Annotated in this window: 27 protein-coding genes; all 27 read left to right on the forward strand. The window is 65.0% G+C overall.

What is annotated here, in order from left to right; translation table 11 throughout:
• Positions 1–186 (forward strand): EF-Tu C-terminal domain-related protein (locus tag J0J10_RS26655; RefSeq protein ID WP_465247260.1); only part of this gene is annotated, 186 nt, incomplete at its 5' end.
• A 70-nt stretch (positions 187–256) separates the two neighbouring features.
• Complete coding sequence (gene rpsJ, locus J0J10_RS26660) at positions 257–565, forward strand: 30S ribosomal protein S10 (RefSeq protein ID WP_043237115.1); 309 nt, start codon at positions 257–259, stop codon at positions 563–565.
• Positions 566–635: 70 nt separating this feature from the next.
• Entirely contained in the window at positions 636–1,361 is a 726-nt protein-coding gene (rplC, locus tag J0J10_RS26665) for a 50S ribosomal protein L3 (RefSeq protein WP_291641580.1), read from the forward strand.
• Entirely contained in the window at positions 1,361–1,981 is a 621-nt protein-coding gene (gene rplD, locus J0J10_RS26670; RefSeq protein WP_291641578.1) for a 50S ribosomal protein L4, read from the forward strand. The genes rplC and rplD overlap by 1 nt, the downstream gene beginning before the upstream one ends.
• Positions 1,978–2,286 (forward strand): 50S ribosomal protein L23, encoded by a 309-nt coding sequence (locus J0J10_RS26675; protein ID WP_291641576.1) that lies wholly within the window; start codon positions 1,978–1,980, stop codon positions 2,284–2,286. The genes rplD and J0J10_RS26675 overlap by 4 nt, the downstream gene beginning before the upstream one ends.
• Before the next feature lie 15 nt (positions 2,287–2,301).
• Positions 2,302–3,144, forward strand: a complete 843-nt coding sequence (gene rplB, locus J0J10_RS26680; protein WP_291641573.1) for a 50S ribosomal protein L2 — start codon at positions 2,302–2,304, stop codon at positions 3,142–3,144.
• 8 nt (positions 3,145–3,152) lie between these two features.
• Positions 3,153–3,431, forward strand: coding sequence for a 30S ribosomal protein S19 (gene rpsS, locus J0J10_RS26685; protein WP_066480075.1), 279 nt, complete (start codon positions 3,153–3,155; stop codon positions 3,429–3,431).
• A gap of 3 nt (positions 3,432–3,434) precedes the next feature.
• A complete protein-coding gene (gene rplV, locus J0J10_RS26690; RefSeq protein WP_066480071.1) occupies positions 3,435–3,818 on the forward strand; it encodes a 50S ribosomal protein L22 in 384 nt (127 codons plus the stop codon).
• A gap of 10 nt (positions 3,819–3,828) precedes the next feature.
• Entirely contained in the window at positions 3,829–4,545 is a 717-nt protein-coding gene (rpsC, locus tag J0J10_RS26695) for a 30S ribosomal protein S3 (RefSeq protein WP_291641570.1), read from the forward strand.
• A gap of 18 nt (positions 4,546–4,563) precedes the next feature.
• Positions 4,564–4,977 carry a 50S ribosomal protein L16 gene (rplP, locus tag J0J10_RS26700; RefSeq protein ID WP_291641568.1) on the forward strand — a complete coding sequence of 138 codons (414 nt, stop codon included), beginning with the start codon at positions 4,564–4,566 and terminating at the stop codon, positions 4,975–4,977.
• Positions 4,978–4,987: 10 nt separating this feature from the next.
• Positions 4,988–5,200: a 50S ribosomal protein L29 gene (gene rpmC, locus J0J10_RS26705; RefSeq protein ID WP_291641566.1), complete on the forward strand. Its 213-nt coding sequence runs from the start codon at positions 4,988–4,990 to the stop codon at positions 5,198–5,200.
• 11 nt (positions 5,201–5,211) lie between these two features.
• Complete coding sequence (rpsQ, locus tag J0J10_RS26710; RefSeq protein WP_066480058.1) at positions 5,212–5,454, forward strand: 30S ribosomal protein S17; 243 nt, start codon at positions 5,212–5,214, stop codon at positions 5,452–5,454.
• Positions 5,455–5,562: 108 nt separating this feature from the next.
• On the forward strand, positions 5,563–5,931 hold the full coding sequence (gene rplN, locus J0J10_RS26715; protein WP_066480057.1) for a 50S ribosomal protein L14: 369 nt from the start codon (positions 5,563–5,565) through the stop codon (positions 5,929–5,931).
• The gene (rplX, locus tag J0J10_RS26720) at positions 5,931–6,248 is read left to right on the forward strand and encodes a 50S ribosomal protein L24 (protein WP_066480055.1); all 318 of its coding nucleotides are present in this window, start codon (positions 5,931–5,933) and stop codon (positions 6,246–6,248) included. Before rplN ends, rplX begins: the two co-directional genes overlap by 1 nt.
• Entirely contained in the window at positions 6,241–6,807 is a 567-nt protein-coding gene (gene rplE, locus J0J10_RS26725; protein ID WP_291641560.1) for a 50S ribosomal protein L5, read from the forward strand. The genes rplX and rplE overlap by 8 nt, the downstream gene beginning before the upstream one ends.
• Positions 6,808–6,843: 36 nt before the next feature.
• On the forward strand, positions 6,844–7,149 hold the full coding sequence (gene rpsN / locus J0J10_RS26730; RefSeq protein WP_110489257.1) for a 30S ribosomal protein S14: 306 nt from the start codon (positions 6,844–6,846) through the stop codon (positions 7,147–7,149).
• A 12-nt stretch (positions 7,150–7,161) separates the two neighbouring features.
• Positions 7,162–7,560 (forward strand): 30S ribosomal protein S8, encoded by a 399-nt coding sequence (rpsH, locus tag J0J10_RS26735; protein ID WP_291641555.1) that lies wholly within the window; start codon positions 7,162–7,164, stop codon positions 7,558–7,560.
• Positions 7,561–7,595: 35 nt separating this feature from the next.
• Positions 7,596–8,129: a 50S ribosomal protein L6 gene (gene rplF, locus J0J10_RS26740; protein ID WP_291641553.1), complete on the forward strand. Its 534-nt coding sequence runs from the start codon at positions 7,596–7,598 to the stop codon at positions 8,127–8,129.
• 11 nt (positions 8,130–8,140) lie between these two features.
• A complete protein-coding gene (gene rplR / locus J0J10_RS26745) occupies positions 8,141–8,503 on the forward strand; it encodes a 50S ribosomal protein L18 (RefSeq protein WP_291641550.1) in 363 nt (120 codons plus the stop codon).
• A gap of 131 nt (positions 8,504–8,634) precedes the next feature.
• Positions 8,635–9,198: a 30S ribosomal protein S5 gene (gene rpsE / locus J0J10_RS26750; RefSeq protein WP_066480040.1), complete on the forward strand. Its 564-nt coding sequence runs from the start codon at positions 8,635–8,637 to the stop codon at positions 9,196–9,198.
• Positions 9,199–9,208: 10 nt separating this feature from the next.
• The gene (rpmD, locus tag J0J10_RS26755; protein WP_291641546.1) at positions 9,209–9,403 is read left to right on the forward strand and encodes a 50S ribosomal protein L30; all 195 of its coding nucleotides are present in this window, start codon (positions 9,209–9,211) and stop codon (positions 9,401–9,403) included.
• A 12-nt stretch (positions 9,404–9,415) separates the two neighbouring features.
• Complete coding sequence (gene rplO, locus J0J10_RS26760) at positions 9,416–9,895, forward strand: 50S ribosomal protein L15 (protein ID WP_291641544.1); 480 nt, start codon at positions 9,416–9,418, stop codon at positions 9,893–9,895.
• Between the two features lie 93 nt (positions 9,896–9,988).
• Positions 9,989–11,326, forward strand: coding sequence for a preprotein translocase subunit SecY (gene secY, locus J0J10_RS26765; protein ID WP_291641542.1), 1,338 nt, complete (start codon positions 9,989–9,991; stop codon positions 11,324–11,326).
• Positions 11,326–11,907 (forward strand): adenylate kinase, encoded by a 582-nt coding sequence (locus J0J10_RS26770; RefSeq protein WP_291650637.1) that lies wholly within the window; start codon positions 11,326–11,328, stop codon positions 11,905–11,907. Before secY ends, J0J10_RS26770 begins: the two co-directional genes overlap by 1 nt.
• A 72-nt stretch (positions 11,908–11,979) precedes the next feature.
• Positions 11,980–12,276, forward strand: coding sequence for an alkylphosphonate utilization protein (locus J0J10_RS26775; protein ID WP_291641538.1), 297 nt, complete (start codon positions 11,980–11,982; stop codon positions 12,274–12,276).
• Positions 12,277–12,478: 202 nt separating this feature from the next.
• Positions 12,479–13,675 carry an ABC transporter substrate-binding protein gene (locus tag J0J10_RS26780; protein WP_291641535.1) on the forward strand — a complete coding sequence of 399 codons (1,197 nt, stop codon included), beginning with the start codon at positions 12,479–12,481 and terminating at the stop codon, positions 13,673–13,675.
• 236 nt (positions 13,676–13,911) lie between these two features.
• Entirely contained in the window at positions 13,912–14,280 is a 369-nt protein-coding gene (rpsM, locus tag J0J10_RS26785; protein ID WP_291650639.1) for a 30S ribosomal protein S13, read from the forward strand.
• Positions 14,281–14,390 lie beyond the last annotated feature (110 nt).

Raw genomic sequence — 14,390 nt, forward strand, 5'->3', positions numbered from 1 at the left:
CGCACGACGGACGTGACCGGCGTGGTGCACCTGCCGGAAGGCACGGAGATGGTGATGCCGGGCGACAACATCTCGATGGAAGTGCACCTGATCGTGCCGATCGCGATGGAAGAGAAGCTGCGCTTCGCCATCCGTGAAGGCGGCCGCACCGTCGGTGCTGGCGTCGTCGCAACGATCCTCGCGTAACGCTGGCTGATCTGAGGGCGAAGGCCCTTTGCGGGCCTTCGCCTTTTCACGTCACGGAGATAACAAGACCATGAACGGTCAGAATATCCGGATCCGCCTCAAGGCGTTCGATCATCGCATCCTCGATGCTTCGACTCGCGAGATCGTCTCGACCGCGAAGCGGACTGGCGCCCAGGTTCGCGGCCCGATCCCGCTGCCGACGCTGATCGAGAAGTTCACCGTCAACCGCTCGCCGCACATCGACAAGAAGTCGCGCGAGCAGTTCGAGATGCGGACCCATAAGCGGGTTCTCGATATCGTCGACCCGACCCCGCAGACGGTCGACGCCCTCATGAAGCTCGATCTCGCCGCCGGCGTCGACGTCGAAATCAAGCTCTGATCCATCATCGGGTCCTCTGTTTCCGGGTGCTTTCCCGGATGGACATGACCCCAAGGGAAGGTGTGCACCGATGCGTTCCGGTGTGATTGCACAGAAAGTCGGGATGACCCGCATCTTCACCGATGCCGGCGAGCATATCCCGGTCACGGTGTTGAAGCTCGACAACTGCCAGGTTGTCGCGCATCGCACGGTCGAGAAGAACGGCTATGTCGCCGTGCAGCTCGGGTCGGGCTTGGCCAAGGTCAAGAACGTCTCGAAGGCGCAGCGCGGCCATTTCGCCGTCGCCAAGGTCGAGCCGAAGCAGAAGCTCGTCGAGTTCCGCGTCAGCAACGACGCGCTGATCCCGGTCGGCGCCGAGCTCACCGCCGACCATTTCGTCGTCGGCCAGTTCGTCGATGTCAGCGGCACCACCACCGGTAAGGGTTTCGCCGGCGGCATGAAGCGCTGGAACTTCGGTGGTCTGCGCGCCACGCACGGCGTCTCGATCTCGCATCGCTCGATCGGTTCGACCGGCGGTCGCCAGGATCCCGGCAAGACCTTCAAGAACAAGAAGATGCCCGGCCATATGGGTGTCGATCGCGTGACCACGCAGAACCTGCGCGTCGTCCAGACGGATGTCGAGCGCGGTCTGATTCTGGTCGAGGGCGCGGTCCCCGGCGTGGCTGGTGGCTGGATCCATGTCCGCGATGCGGTCAAGCGCGCTTTGCCGAAGGACGCTCCGCTTCCGGGCAAGTTCAAGGTCGCCGGTGGCGACGCCCAGGCTCCTGCGGCCGAGACGGTTGAGGAGAACGCGTGATGAAGCTCGATATCACCACTCTCGAAGGCGGTAACGCCGGTTCCGTCGAGCTTTCGGACGCGATCTTCGGCCTCGAGCCGCGCGCCGACCTGCTCGCACGCATGGTCCGCTACCAGCTGGCCAAGCGTCGCGCCGGTACGCACAAGACCAAGGGCCGCTCGGAGATCGATCGCACCCGCAAGAAGATCTACAAGCAGAAGGGCACCGGCGGCGCTCGCCACGGCGCCGCTTCGGCCCCGCAGTTCCGCGGCGGCGGCAAGGCCTTCGGGCCGGTGGTGCGCGATCACGCGCACGACCTGCCGAAGAAGGTGAAGGCCCTGGCCCTGCGCCATGCGCTTTCGGCCAAGGCCAAGGATGCCGGCCTGATCATCATCGACGATGCGAAGCTCGCAGAGCCGAAGACCAAGATCCTGCTCGGCCATTTCAGCAAGCTCGACCTGTCGAGCGCGCTGGTGATCGGCGGCGCCGAGATCGATGCGAACTTCGGCCTGGCCGCGCGCTCGATCCCGAATGTCGACGTCCTGCCGGTTCAGGGTATCAACGTCTATGACATCCTGCGTCGCGACAAGCTCGTGTTGACGCGCTCGGCTGTCGATGCGCTGGAGGCGCGCTTCAAATGAGCCAGTCCAAGAACATGGATCCGCGGCACTACGACGTCATCGTCAGCCCGGTGATCACCGAGAAGGCGACCATGCTCTCCGAGCACAACAAGGTCGTTTTCGAGGTTGCCAAGACCGCGACGAAGCCGCAGATCAAGGCGGCGGTCGAGAAGCTGTTCGACGTCAAGGTGAAGAGCGTCAACACGCTGGTCACCGAGGGCAAGGTCAAGGTCTTCCGGGGCCGGCTCGGCCAGCGCTCGGACGTCAAGAAGGCGGTCGTGACCCTCGAAGAAGGTCACTCCATCGACGTGACCACGGGCCTGTAAGAGAGGATCGACAACATGGCTTTGAAGCATTTCAAGCCGGTCACGCCGAGCCTTCGCCAGCTCGTGATCGTCGACCGCAGCGAGCTCTACAAGGGCAAGCCCGTCAAGGCGCTGACCGAGGGCAAGTCGTCCTCGGGCGGCCGCAACAACAACGGCCGCATCACCGTCCGCTTCCGCGGCGGTGGCCACAAGCGCACGCTGCGTCTGATCGACTTCAAGCGTCGCGGCAAGGCCGGCATCCCGGCGACCGTGGAGCGGATCGAGTATGATCCGAACCGCAGCGCCTTCATCGCGCTGATCACCTATACCGACGGCGTCCAGTCCTACATCCTGGCGCCGCAGCGCCTGGCGGTCGGCGACACCGTGATCTCCGGCGACTCGGTCGACGTGAAGCCCGGCAACGCCGCCCCCATGGGCTCGCTGCCGATCGGCACGATCGTCCACAATGTCGAGCTGAAGATCGGCAAGGGCGGGGCGCTTGCGCGTTCGGCCGGCAACTACGCCCAGATCGTCGGTCGCGACCAGGGCTATGTCGTGGTTCGTCTGAACTCCGGCGAGCAGCGCCTGATCAGCGGCCAGTGCTATGCGACCGTCGGTGCGGTTTCGAACCCGGACCACATGAACACGAACGACGGCAAGGCAGGGCGCTCGCGCTGGCTGGGTCGCCGTCCGCACAACCGTGGCGTCTCGATGAACCCGGTCGACCACCCGCATGGCGGCGGTGAAGGCCGCACCTCGGGCGGCCGTCATCCGGTCACGCCCTGGGGTCTGCCGACCAAGGGTAAGAAGACCCGCTCGAACAAGCGGACCGACACCTTCATCGTGTCGAGCCGTCACGCCCGCAAGAAGAAGAACTGAGGTCCGTCATGGCGCGTTCGCTTTGGAAAGGTCCGTTTGTCGACGGATACCTTCTGAAAAAGGCCGAGGTCGCCCGTTCGGCGACCCGGCAGGAAGTCATCAAGATCTGGAGCCGCCGCTCCACGATCCTGCCGCAGTTCGTCGGTCTGACGTTCGGCGTCTACAACGGCCACAAGCATGTGCCGGTCGCCGTGTCCGAGGAGATGGTGGGTCACAAGTTCGGCGAGTTCTCGCCGACCCGCACCTTCCACGGCCACGCTGCCGACAAGAAGGCGAAGAGGAAGTAAGCCATGGGAAAGCCCTCCGCCCCCCGTGCGCTGCCTGAGAACGAGGCGGTTGCGGTTGCCCGCAACCTCCGCGTCTCCCCGCAGAAGCTGAATCTTCTCGCCCAGCTCATCCGTGGCAAGAAGGTCTCGACCGCGCTCGCCGATCTCGAGTTCTCGCGCAAGCGGATCTCGACCGATGTGCGCAAGTGCCTGCAGAGCGCGATCGCCAACGCCGAGAACAATCATGATCTCGACGTCGACGATCTCGTCGTCGCCCAGGCTTTCGTCGGCAAGGCGCTGGTCATGAAGCGCTTCCACGCCCGCGCCCGCGGCCGTGGCGCCCGCATCATGAAGCCCTTCGCCAACATCACGATCGTGGTGCGCGAAGTCCAGGCGGCCAAGGCCTGAGGAGAGAACGATGGGTCAGAAAATCAATCCGATCGGCCTTCGTCTCGGCATCAACCGGACCTGGGATTCGCGCTGGTTCGCCAACAAGGGCGAATATGGCAAGCTGCTCCACGAGGACATGGCGATCCGCGCCGCCCTCATGAAGCTGCTGAAGCAGGCCGCCGTCTCGAAGATCATCATCGAGCGCCCGCACAAGAAGTGCCGCGTCACCATCCACTCGGCTCGCCCGGGCGTGGTGATCGGCAAGAAGGGCGCCGACATCGAGAAGCTCCGCAAGGCGGTGATGAAGCTGACGAACGCCGACGTCACCATCAACATCGTCGAGGTGCGCAAGCCGGAGATCGACGCGACCCTGGTCGCCGACTCGATCGCCCAGCAGCTCGAGCGCCGCGTCGCTTTCCGTCGCGCCATGAAGCGGGCCGTTCAGTCGGCCATGCGTCTGGGCGCCGAGGGCATCCGCATCAACTGCTCGGGCCGTCTCGGCGGGGCTGAGATCGCGCGCCTGGAATGGTATCGCGAAGGTCGCGTGCCGCTGCATACGCTGCGCGCCGATGTCGACTACGGTGTCGGCACCGCCTTCACGACCTACGGGACGTGCGGCATCAAGGTCTGGATCTTCAAGGGCGAGATCCTGGAACACGACCCGATGGCCCAGGACAAGCGCCTCTCGGACGAGGGCGGCCGCTCCGGTGGTGAGCGTCGCGAACGTCGCGAGCAGGCTGCGTAAGGCTGATCGAGAAGAGCCATGCTGCAACCAAAGCGCACTAAATTCCGTAAGCAGTTCAAGGGGCGCATCTCCGGCGCCGCCAAGGGCGGCACGGACCTCAACTTCGGCCAGTTCGGCCTGAAGGCGATGATGCCCGAGCGCATCACTGCCCGTCAGATCGAGGCTGCCCGTCGTGCCATCACCCGCGCCATGAAGCGCGCCGGCCGCGTCTGGATCCGCGTGTTCCCTGACGTGCCGGTTTCCAAGAAGCCGACCGAAGTCCGCATGGGTAAAGGCAAGGGCTCGCCCGAGTATTGGGCGGCCAAGGTCAAGCCGGGCCGGATCATGTTCGAGATCGACGGCGTCGCCGAGGACACCGCCCGCGAGGCGCTGCGTCTCGGGGCGGCCAAGCTCCCGATCAAGACCCGCTTCATCCAGCGCATCGCCGAGTAAGGAGGGCGACATGAAAGCTACGCAACGCCTTTCCGATCTCAAGGTGATGAGCACGGACCAGCTCCAGGAAGAGCTCCTGAAGCTCAAGAAGGAGCAGTTCAACCTGCGTTTCCAGCGCGCCACCGGCCAGCTCGAGAACACCTCGCGCGTCACCGAGGTCCGCAAGGAGATCGCCCGCATCAAGACGCTGCAGCGGTCCAAGACCGTCGCCGCGAGCGCCTGAGGAGTTAGACCATGCCGAAGCGCGTGCTGCAGGGCGTCGTCGTCAGCGACAAGCAGAACAAAACTGTTGTGGTTAAGGTGGAGCGGCGGTATACGCACCCGCTCCTCAAGAAGACGGTTCGCCGTTCGAAAAACTACCACGCCCACGATGAGGGCGAGGTGGCCAAGATCGGTGATCAGGTCTGGATCGAGGAATCCAAGCCCATCTCTAAGTTGAAGAGCTGGGTTGTGCTCGACGGCGCGCCGAAAGCGTAAAGTCATTTCGAGGCCAGGGGGCGATCGACCCCCGTCAGTCGTAGTCCGGGCGGAGCCTAAAGCTCTCGTCCGGAAACCGCGCTGATATGGAATGGAAGGATCAAGGCCATGATCCAGGTGCAGACGAATCTCGAGGTCGCCGACAATTCTGGCGCCCGCCGCGTGATGTGCATCAAGGTTCTCGGCGGCTCGAAGCGGCGCTATGCCCGCATCGGCGACATTATCGTGGTCTCCATCAAGGAAGCCATCCCGCGCGGCCGCGTGAAGAAGGGCGACGTCATGAAGGCGGTCGTCGTTCGCACGGCCAAGGACGTCAAGCGTCCGGACGGTTCGGTGATTCGGTTCGACCGCAATGCGGCCGTTCTGATCAACAACCAGAAGGAGCCTGTGGGCACCCGTATCTTCGGACCGGTTCCGCGCGAGCTGCGCGCCAAGAACCACATGAAGATCATTTCGCTCGCTCCTGAGGTGCTGTAATGGCTGCGAAAATCAAGAAGGGCGACAAGGTCGTCGTGCTCGCCGGCCGCGACAAGGGCAAGGATGGCGAAGTCCTCCAGGTCCTGCCGAAGGACGGCCGCGCCGTCGTGCGTGGCGTCAATCTGGTGAAGAAGCACACCAAGGCCACGGCGCAGTCCGAGGGCGGCATCATCAGCAAGGAAGCCACGATCGACCTGTCGAACCTGGCCGTCGCCGATCCGAAGGACGGCAAGCCGACCCGCGTCGGCTTCAAGGTGCTCGATGACGGCCGCAAGGTCCGTTTCGCCAAGCGTTCGGGGGATCTGATCGATGGCTGACAATCAGCAGGCGGCCCTGACGCCGCGTATGAAGAAGCACTACGAGGACGTTGTCCGTCCGGCCATGATCGCCGAGTTCGGCTACAAGAACGTCATGGAAGTGCCGACGATCGAGAAGATCGTCATCAATATGGGCGTTGGTGAAGCGACGGCCGACCGCAAGAAGGTCGACAACGCCGCCGGCGACCTCGCCCTGATCGCCGGTCAGCGGCCGGTCATCACCAAGTCCCGCCTCGCCATCGCCGGCTTCAAGCTGCGCGAGAACATGGCGGTGGGCTGCAAGGTCACGCTGCGCAAGACCAAGATGTTCGAGTTCGTCGACCGGCTCGTCACCATCGCCTTGCCGCGCGTGCGCGACTTCCGCGGTCTCAACCCGAAGTCGTTCGACGGGCGCGGTAATTTCGCGCTCGGGATCAAGGAGCACATCGTGTTTCCGGAGATCAACTACGACAAGGTCGACCAGGTCTGGGGTATGGACGTGATCGTCTGCACGACTGCGAAGTCGGACGACGAAGCTCGCGCCCTGCTCAAGCACTTCAACTTCCCGTTCCGGCAGTGAGCCGACCGGCTCATACGCGGAAACCAGGAGACATCGATGGCTAAGAAAAGCTCCGTCGAGAATAACAACCGCCGCAAGGCGCTCGTGAAGAAGTTCGCGGGCCGGCGCGCGCGGCTTCTCGCGATCGCCAATGACGAAAGCCAGTCCATGGACGAGCGCTTCCTCGCTCGCCTCAAGCTGGCCGAACTGCCCCGCAACTCCGCCGGCATTCGCGTGCGGAACCGTTGCGAAGTCACCGGCCGCCCGCGGGCGTTCTACCGCAAGCTGAAGATGTCGCGCGTTGCTTTGCGCGAGCTCGGCAACAAGGGGCTGGTTCCCGGCCTCGTCAAGTCGAGCTGGTGAGGAGGTAGCATCATGGCGATCATCGATCCGCTCGGAGATATGCTGACCCGCATCCGCAACGCTCAGTTGCGGCGCAAGTCGCGCGTCTCGACCCCTGGCTCGAAGCTGCGCGCCCGCGTGCTCGACGTGCTTCAGTCCGAGGGTTATATCCGCGGCTACACCCAGACCGAGTTCGGCAATGGCCGGACCGAGTTCGACATCGAGCTGAAGTACCATGAGGGCCAGCCGGTCATCCGGTCGATCTCTCGGGTCTCCAAGCCCGGCCGCCGTGTCTACTCTTCGGTCGAGACGATGCCGCGCGTGGCCGATGGCCTCGGCGTCACCATCATCTCGACGCCGAAGGGTGTCATGCCCGATCACCTTGCCCGCGAGCAGAACGTGGGCGGCGAAGTGCTCTGCAAGGTCTTCTGACCTTTCAGGCACGGCTGCTCATCAGGAGAAATCCAATGTCTCGTATCGGTAAGAGGCCGGTTCTGGTCCCCGCTGGCGTCACCGCCAACGTTTCCGGCCAGTTGGTCAAGATCAAGGGTTCGAAGGGCGAGATGTCCTTCGAGGTTCCCGACGACGTCTCGGTCGCGCTGGAGAACGGCGCCATCGCCGTCCAGCCGCGTTCGCAGAGCAAGCGCGCCCGCTCGCTCTGGGGCACTTCGCGTGCCCGCATCAACAACCTGGTCATCGGCACCACTGCGGGCTTCGAGAAGAAGCTCGAGATCAACGGCGTCGGTTACAAGGCTGCGGTTGCCGGCAAGGTTCTGAAGCTGTCGCTCGGCTTCAGCCACGACGTCGACTACACGATCCCGGAAGGTGTCACGATCACGACGCCGAAGCCGACGGAAATCGTCGTCGCCGGCATCGACAAGCAGGTCGTCGGCCAGACCGCCGCGGAGATCCGCGAGTATCGTGGCCCCGAGCCCTATAAGGGCAAGGGCGTCAAGTACGCTGGCGAGTTCATCTTCCGCAAGGAAGGCAAGAAGAAGTAAGGACGGCAGGGATGAGCAAGCAGACAGTTGCGACTGCGCGCCGCAAGGCCCGCGTCCGCCGCGCGATCAAGGCGGTTGCCAATGGTCGCGCCCGCCTGTCGGTGCACCGCACTGGCAAGCAGATCTACGCCCAGATCATCGACGACGGGAAGGGCGTGACGCTCGCTTCCGCTTCGTCGCTGGACAAGGACATCCGTGGCGACATCAAGTCGGGCGCGAATGTCGTGGCGGCTGCGCAGATCGGCAAGATCATTGCCGAGCGTGCGCTCAAGGCCGGCGTCAAGGAAGTGGTCTTCGACCGCGGTTCCTATATGTATCACGGCCGCGTCAAGGCGCTGGCCGATGCCGCTCGCGAAGGCGGGCTGAGCTTCTGACGTTCAGGAATTGCGGTGCGCGGGGAACCCGGTGGGTTCTCCGCGCACCGCATTATAGTGGCTGCCCCATCCGGGGCGCTCGAGCGAGCGGCGGGGTCCCTGGCCCTGGTCCGCGCAAGTAAGAGGATGACATGGCGAGAGAACCTCGTGACCGTCAGGATCGCGAAGAGCGCGATTCCGAATTCGTGGACCGTCTGGTCCACATCAACCGCGTCGCCAAGGTGGTGAAGGGCGGGCGTCGCTTCGGCTTCGCTGCGCTCGTCGTCGTCGGCGACCAGAAGGGCCGCGTCGGCTTCGGCCACGGCAAGGCCCGTGAAGTTCCCGAGGCGATCCGCAAGGCCACGGAAGCCGCCAAGCGCGGTCTCGTCCGTATCCCGCTGCGCGAGGGCCGCACCCTGCATCACGACGTCCACGGCCGCCACGGCGCCGGCAAGGTCGTGCTGCGCGCTGCCCCGGCCGGTACCGGCATCATCGCCGGCGGCCCGATGCGCGCCGTCTTCGAGGCGGTCGGCATGCAGGACGTCGTGTCGAAGTCGCTCGGCTCTTCGAACCCCTACAACCTCGTGCGCGCCACCTTCGACGCGCTGAAGAACGAGGACAGCCCGCGCAGCGTCGCCGCCCGGCGTTCGCTGAAGGTCTCGGCCCTGCAGACGCGTCGTCGCGATGCCGGCACCGATGCCGCGGCCGAAGCGTGAGGAGGGTTCTATGGCAAAGTCCGAGAAGACCCTCACCGTCGAGCAGATCGGTAGCCCGATCCGCCGCGACGCGTCGCAGCGCCAGACCCTGATCGGTCTCGGCCTGAACAAGATCCGCCGCCAGTCGACCCTGCAGGACACGCCGGCCGTGCGTGGCATGGTCGAGAAGGTCAAGCACCTCGTCCGCGTCGTCGACGCGAAGTGAGGAGGGGCGAACATGAAACTCACTGATATCCGTGACAACGCCGGTGCCGCCAAGTCGCGCATCCGCGTCGGCCGTGGCATTGGCTCCGGCAAGGGCAAGACCGGCGGGCGTGGCGTCAAGGGCCAGACCTCCCGCGCTGGTGTCGCGATCAACGGCTTCGAGGGCGGCCAGATGCCGCTTTATCGGCGCCTGCCGAAGCGCGGCTTCCACAACCTGTTTGCCCGCGAGCTGAACGAGGTCAATCTCGGCCGGATCCAGCAGGCGGTCGAGGCCGGCAAGCTGGATGCCAAGGGTGCCGTCACGCTCGAGGCGCTCGTCGCCGCCGGCGTGATCACCAAGGCTGCGCGCGACGGCGTCAAGATCCTCGGCGTGGGCGAGCTCAAGACCAAGCTCGCCTTCGAGGTCGCCGGTGCGTCGAAGTCCGCCGTCGAGGCGATCGAGAAGGCCGGCGGTTCGGTCAAGATCCTGACGGCTGCCGCTTCACAGGCGTGATCGCTACGCTTACATGACTGAACGCGAACGGCGGCCGGGCCTGAAGCCCTGGCCGCCGTTCGACTGTCTGACTATCACCGAAGGACCGGACGCATGGCATCGGCGGCTGAACAGCTTGCTTCAAACCTGAATTTCGCCGCGTTCGCCAAGGCGGACGAACTGAAGAAGCGAATCTGGTTCACCCTGGGCGCGCTGATCGTCTTCCGGCTCGGTACTTATATTCCGCTGCCCGGCATGAACCCGGACGCGGTCGCCGATCTCTTCAAGCAGACCCAGCAGGGTGTGCTCGGCATGTTCAACATGTTCTCGGGCGGCGCCGTCGGCCGTCTGGCGATCTTCGCCCTGAACATCATGCCCTACATCTCGGCCTCGATCATCGTGCAGCTGCTCTCCAGCGTTGTGCCGAGCTTCGAAGCGCTGAAGAAGGAAGGCGAGGCGGGTCGCAAGATCCTCAACCAGTACACCCGCTATCTGACCCTGGTGCTGGCGCTGTTCCAGGCCTGGGCGATCGCGGTCGGCCTGCAGGGCTCGGGCAATCTCGTCCTGGAGCCGGGGCCGTTCTTCCTGGTCTCCACCACCATCACCCTGGTCGGCGGCACGATGTTCCTGCTCTGGCTCGGCGAGCAGATCACCAGCCGCGGCATCGGCAACGGCACCTCGATCATCATCTTCGGCGGCATCATCGCCGAGTTCCCGGCGCAGCTGGCACAGACCCTCGAGCTCGGCCGCCAGGGCGCGATCTCGACCGGCCTGCTGCTCGGCGTGATGGTCATGGCGGTCGTCGTCATCGCCTTCGTCGTGTTCATCGAGCGCGCCCAGCGCCGGCTGCTGATCAACTATCCGAAGCGCCAGGTCGGCAACCGCATGTATGAGGGCCAGACCTCGTTCCTGCCGCTGAAGCTCAACACCGCAGGCGTGATTCCGCCGATCTTCGCCTCGTCGCTGCTGCTGCTGCCGACGACGATCGCGAGCTTCTCGCAGGCTTCGGGCGGAACGGGTGTGCTGGCGACGATCGCCACCTATCTCGCCCATGGCCGGCCGCTGTTTATGATCCTGTACGCGGCGCTGATCATCTTCTTCTGCTTCTTCTACACCGCGATCGTGTTCAATCCGGTCGAGACGGCGGACAACCTCAAGAAGCATGGCGGCTTCATGCCGGGCATCCGCCCTGGCGAGCGTACCGCGGAGCATATCGACCGCGTGCTGACGCGCATCACCGTGCTCGGCGCCGGCTATTTGACTATCGTCTGCTTGATCCCGGAGATGATGATCTCCTATGCCCAGATTCCGATCATCCTCTTGGGCGGCACTTCGCTGCTCATCGTGGTGACGACGACGATGGATACCGTGGCGCAGGTCCACGGGCATCTGCTGGCCCATCAATATGAAGGGCTGGTCAAGAAGGCGAAGCTGCGGGGGGCAAAGCGCTGATGAGACTGATCTTCCTGGGGCCGCCAGGGGCGGGGAAGGGCACTCAGGCGGTACGCATCGTCGAGAAGCACGGCATTCCGCAGCTCTCGACGGGCGACATGCTGCGGGCTGCGGTCGCGGCCGGAACGCCGGTCGGCGTCAAGGCCAAGGCGGTGATGGATGCCGGCGGGCTGGTCTCCGACGAGATCGTCATCGGCATCGTCGCCGATCGGATCGAGGAGGCGGACGCCAAGAAGGGCTTCATCCTGGACGGGTTTCCGCGGACGCTGGCCCAGGCCGAGGCGCTCGACGAGATGCTGGCCTCCAAGGGGCTGAAGCTCGACAAGGTGCTGGAGCTCAAGGTCGACCAGAGCAAGCTCGTCGACCGGATCGTGCGGCGCGCCGAAGAGGCGAAGGCCGCCGGCCAGCCGGTGCGCAAGGACGATGATCCCGAGGTCTTCAAGACAAGGCTGCAGGCCTATAACCGCGATACCGCGGTGGTCGCACCCTATTACGAGAAGCGTGGCCAGCTGACCGCGATCGACGGCATGCAGCCGATCGACAATGTGACCTCGGCGATCGAGAAGGCGCTGGCGGGCTGAGAGCCTCGCGCAGGTTTCAAGTTCACAAGCCGCGCGGTGCTCGCCGCGCGGCTTTTTCAGTGGAGTGGAATGATGGCCGACGACGATTACGTCTATGACGAGGCGACCGGCGAATGGCGCCCGGCTTCGGAGATGGCGGCTGCCGCCGCGGCGGTGCCGGAGGTGCGCGACGCGTCCGGCAACGTCCTCGCCGATGGCGACTCGGTGACGCTGATCAAGGACCTCAAGGTCAAGGGCGCGAACCAGACGCTGAAGCAGGGCACGGTGATCCGCTCGATCCGGCTGACGGGCAATCCCGAGGAGATCGATTGCCGCTATGAGGGCATCAAGGGGCTCGTCCTGCGCACGGAGTTCGTCCGCAAGCGGTGAGGCCTCGGGCTCCGCAAATCAGGGTTGTGCGGATTTGCGGCAGCGCGGGCACGGTTTCGCGCTCCGCTGAGGCAATTGACACATCTCCTTCCGGAAACTGAACTCGGCACAGGCCCATGAAGGCCGAGACACGGACCGGCGACAGTCGAGCGCGGTGGCGATCCGCCATCGCCGGCGGGCCGGCCGGAGACGGGAGGACAGCATGAAACGGGTTGCTTGCCTTGTGGCGGCTGCGCTGCTGGCAGCCGCGCCGACCGCGCGGGCACAGGATGCGGTCAAGATCGGCGTTCTCAACGATCAGTCGGGGAACTATGCCGAATTCGGCGGGCTCGGCTCGGTCGAGGCGGCGAAGCTGGCGATCGAGGATTTCGGCGGCTCGGTGCTGGGCAAGCCGATCGAGATCGTCGCCGCCGATCACCAGAACAAGCCCGACATCGCGGCGGGCCTCGCCCGGCGCTGGTATGATGTCGACGGCGTCACCGCGATCGCCGACCTGACCAATTCGGCGGTCGCGCTCGCGGTCGCCGGCATCGCCAAGGAGCGGCAGAAGGTCACGCTCTACAACGGGCCGGCGACGACGCGCCTCTTCAACGAGGACTGTTCGGCGACCGGCTTCATGTGGACCTTCGACACCGCGACCTCCGCCAAGGGCACGGCGCTGTCGATCCTGCGCGAGGGCGGGGACAGCTGGTACATCATCGCCGCCGACTATGCCTTCGGCCATCAGCTCACGGCCGATATCGAGAGGATCGTCGCGGCCAATGGCGGCAAGACGCTCGGCACCGTCAGGGCGCCGCTCTCGACGCCGGACTTCTCGTCCTTCCTGCTGCAGGCGCAGGCCTCCAAGGCCAAGATCGTCGCCTTCGCCAATGCCGGCACCGACACGATCAACTCGATCAAGCAGGCTGGCGAATTCGGCCTGGTCGACGGCGGCCAGAAGCTCGCAGCGATGGTCGTGGTGCTGAGCGACGTGCACGGGCTCGGCCTCGACAAGGCCAAGGGGCTGATCACCACCACCGCTTATTATCACGATGCCGACAAGCCGAGCCGCGACTGGGCCGATCGCTATATGGCGCGGACCAAGAAGATGCCGGGCATGATCCAGGCCAGCGTCTATTCCTCGGTGCTGCACTATCTCAAGGCGGTGAAGGCGGCCGGCACCGCCGCCGGCCCGGCCGTCGCGGCCAAGATGCGGGAGTTGCCGGTCGAGGATTTCTACGCGCCGGGCGCGAAGATCCGCGAGGATGGCCGGCTGCTGAACGACATGCTGCTGGTCGAGGCCAAGGCTCCCTCGGCGTCCAAGGCGCCCTGGGACTATTTCAAGGTCGTCCGCAAGATCCCGGCTTCCGAGATCATCGCGCCGCTCTCCGAGAGCAAGTGCAACCTCGTGAAGAAGTGAGGGCTGGGTACCCGCCCAGGGCTCCGGTCCGGCTTGACAGCCCGGGCCGGAGCGACTAACAGCCGGCCATCCGGTTTCATAGAGCGATGCCGACGCCTTCGCGAGAAGGGGCGGTGTCGCATTCTCGCATGGAACGGATTCAACGCCTCGCAGGGGCCGGCCTCCACCGGACGCGGGGTTCTTTCAATTGCCGCGAACGCCATCGGGCATCGCGGCCGACATGGAGAGGTGAAGCCATGGCTCGTATTGCGGGCGTCAACATTCCGACCGGCAAGCGCGTCGTCATCGCGCTGCAGTACATTCACGGCATCGGCGCCGCCAAGGCGCAGGAGATCTGCGAGAAGGTCGGTATCGTGGCCGAGCGCCGCGTCAACCAGCTGACCGACGCCGAAGTGCTGCAGATCCGCGAGGCGATCGACCGCGACTACCTCGTCGAGGGCGATCTGCGCCGCGAAGTCACCATGAACATCAAGCGTCTGATGGATCTCGGCTGCTATCGCGGCCTGCGTCATCGCCGCTCGCTGCCGGTGCGCGGTCAGCGTACCCATACCAACGCCCGCACCCGCAAGGGCAAGGCGAAGCCGATCGCCGGCAAGAAGAAGTAACGTTCGGCCGAGCCGAACGTCATGGCCGGGCTCGACCCGGCCGTCTCGTGACGAGGTCGCCACGCTGCGCCTCTCCGGCCGGAGATGCCCGGGTCAAGCCCGGGCATGAC

Origin of the sequence: Allobosea sp. (assembly GCF_017308075.1) — a bacterium.
GTDB lineage: Bacteria > Pseudomonadota > Alphaproteobacteria > Rhizobiales > Beijerinckiaceae > Allobosea.

Coding starts and splice junctions, on each gene's coding strand:
- rpsJ (WP_043237115.1), top strand. CDS start 257: ATGAACGGTCAGAATATCCGGATCCGCCTCAAGGCGTTCGATCATCGC.
- rplC (WP_291641580.1), top strand. CDS start 636: ATGCGTTCCGGTGTGATTGCACAGAAAGTCGGGATGACCCGCATCTTC.
- rplD (WP_291641578.1), top strand. CDS start 1,361: ATGAAGCTCGATATCACCACTCTCGAAGGCGGTAACGCCGGTTCCGTC.
- J0J10_RS26675 (WP_291641576.1), top strand. CDS start 1,978: ATGAGCCAGTCCAAGAACATGGATCCGCGGCACTACGACGTCATCGTC.
- rplB (WP_291641573.1), top strand. CDS start 2,302: ATGGCTTTGAAGCATTTCAAGCCGGTCACGCCGAGCCTTCGCCAGCTC.
- rpsS (WP_066480075.1), top strand. CDS start 3,153: ATGGCGCGTTCGCTTTGGAAAGGTCCGTTTGTCGACGGATACCTTCTG.
- rplV (WP_066480071.1), top strand. CDS start 3,435: ATGGGAAAGCCCTCCGCCCCCCGTGCGCTGCCTGAGAACGAGGCGGTT.
- rpsC (WP_291641570.1), top strand. CDS start 3,829: ATGGGTCAGAAAATCAATCCGATCGGCCTTCGTCTCGGCATCAACCGG.
- rplP (WP_291641568.1), top strand. CDS start 4,564: ATGCTGCAACCAAAGCGCACTAAATTCCGTAAGCAGTTCAAGGGGCGC.
- rpmC (WP_291641566.1), top strand. CDS start 4,988: ATGAAAGCTACGCAACGCCTTTCCGATCTCAAGGTGATGAGCACGGAC.
- rpsQ (WP_066480058.1), top strand. CDS start 5,212: ATGCCGAAGCGCGTGCTGCAGGGCGTCGTCGTCAGCGACAAGCAGAAC.
- rplN (WP_066480057.1), top strand. CDS start 5,563: ATGATCCAGGTGCAGACGAATCTCGAGGTCGCCGACAATTCTGGCGCC.
- rplX (WP_066480055.1), top strand. CDS start 5,931: ATGGCTGCGAAAATCAAGAAGGGCGACAAGGTCGTCGTGCTCGCCGGC.
- rplE (WP_291641560.1), top strand. CDS start 6,241: ATGGCTGACAATCAGCAGGCGGCCCTGACGCCGCGTATGAAGAAGCAC.
- rpsN (WP_110489257.1), top strand. CDS start 6,844: ATGGCTAAGAAAAGCTCCGTCGAGAATAACAACCGCCGCAAGGCGCTC.
- rpsH (WP_291641555.1), top strand. CDS start 7,162: ATGGCGATCATCGATCCGCTCGGAGATATGCTGACCCGCATCCGCAAC.
- rplF (WP_291641553.1), top strand. CDS start 7,596: ATGTCTCGTATCGGTAAGAGGCCGGTTCTGGTCCCCGCTGGCGTCACC.
- rplR (WP_291641550.1), top strand. CDS start 8,141: ATGAGCAAGCAGACAGTTGCGACTGCGCGCCGCAAGGCCCGCGTCCGC.
- rpsE (WP_066480040.1), top strand. CDS start 8,635: ATGGCGAGAGAACCTCGTGACCGTCAGGATCGCGAAGAGCGCGATTCC.
- rpmD (WP_291641546.1), top strand. CDS start 9,209: ATGGCAAAGTCCGAGAAGACCCTCACCGTCGAGCAGATCGGTAGCCCG.
- rplO (WP_291641544.1), top strand. CDS start 9,416: ATGAAACTCACTGATATCCGTGACAACGCCGGTGCCGCCAAGTCGCGC.
- secY (WP_291641542.1), top strand. CDS start 9,989: ATGGCATCGGCGGCTGAACAGCTTGCTTCAAACCTGAATTTCGCCGCG.
- J0J10_RS26770 (WP_291650637.1), top strand. CDS start 11,326: ATGAGACTGATCTTCCTGGGGCCGCCAGGGGCGGGGAAGGGCACTCAG.
- J0J10_RS26775 (WP_291641538.1), top strand. CDS start 11,980: ATGGCCGACGACGATTACGTCTATGACGAGGCGACCGGCGAATGGCGC.
- J0J10_RS26780 (WP_291641535.1), top strand. CDS start 12,479: ATGAAACGGGTTGCTTGCCTTGTGGCGGCTGCGCTGCTGGCAGCCGCG.
- rpsM (WP_291650639.1), top strand. CDS start 13,912: ATGGCTCGTATTGCGGGCGTCAACATTCCGACCGGCAAGCGCGTCGTC.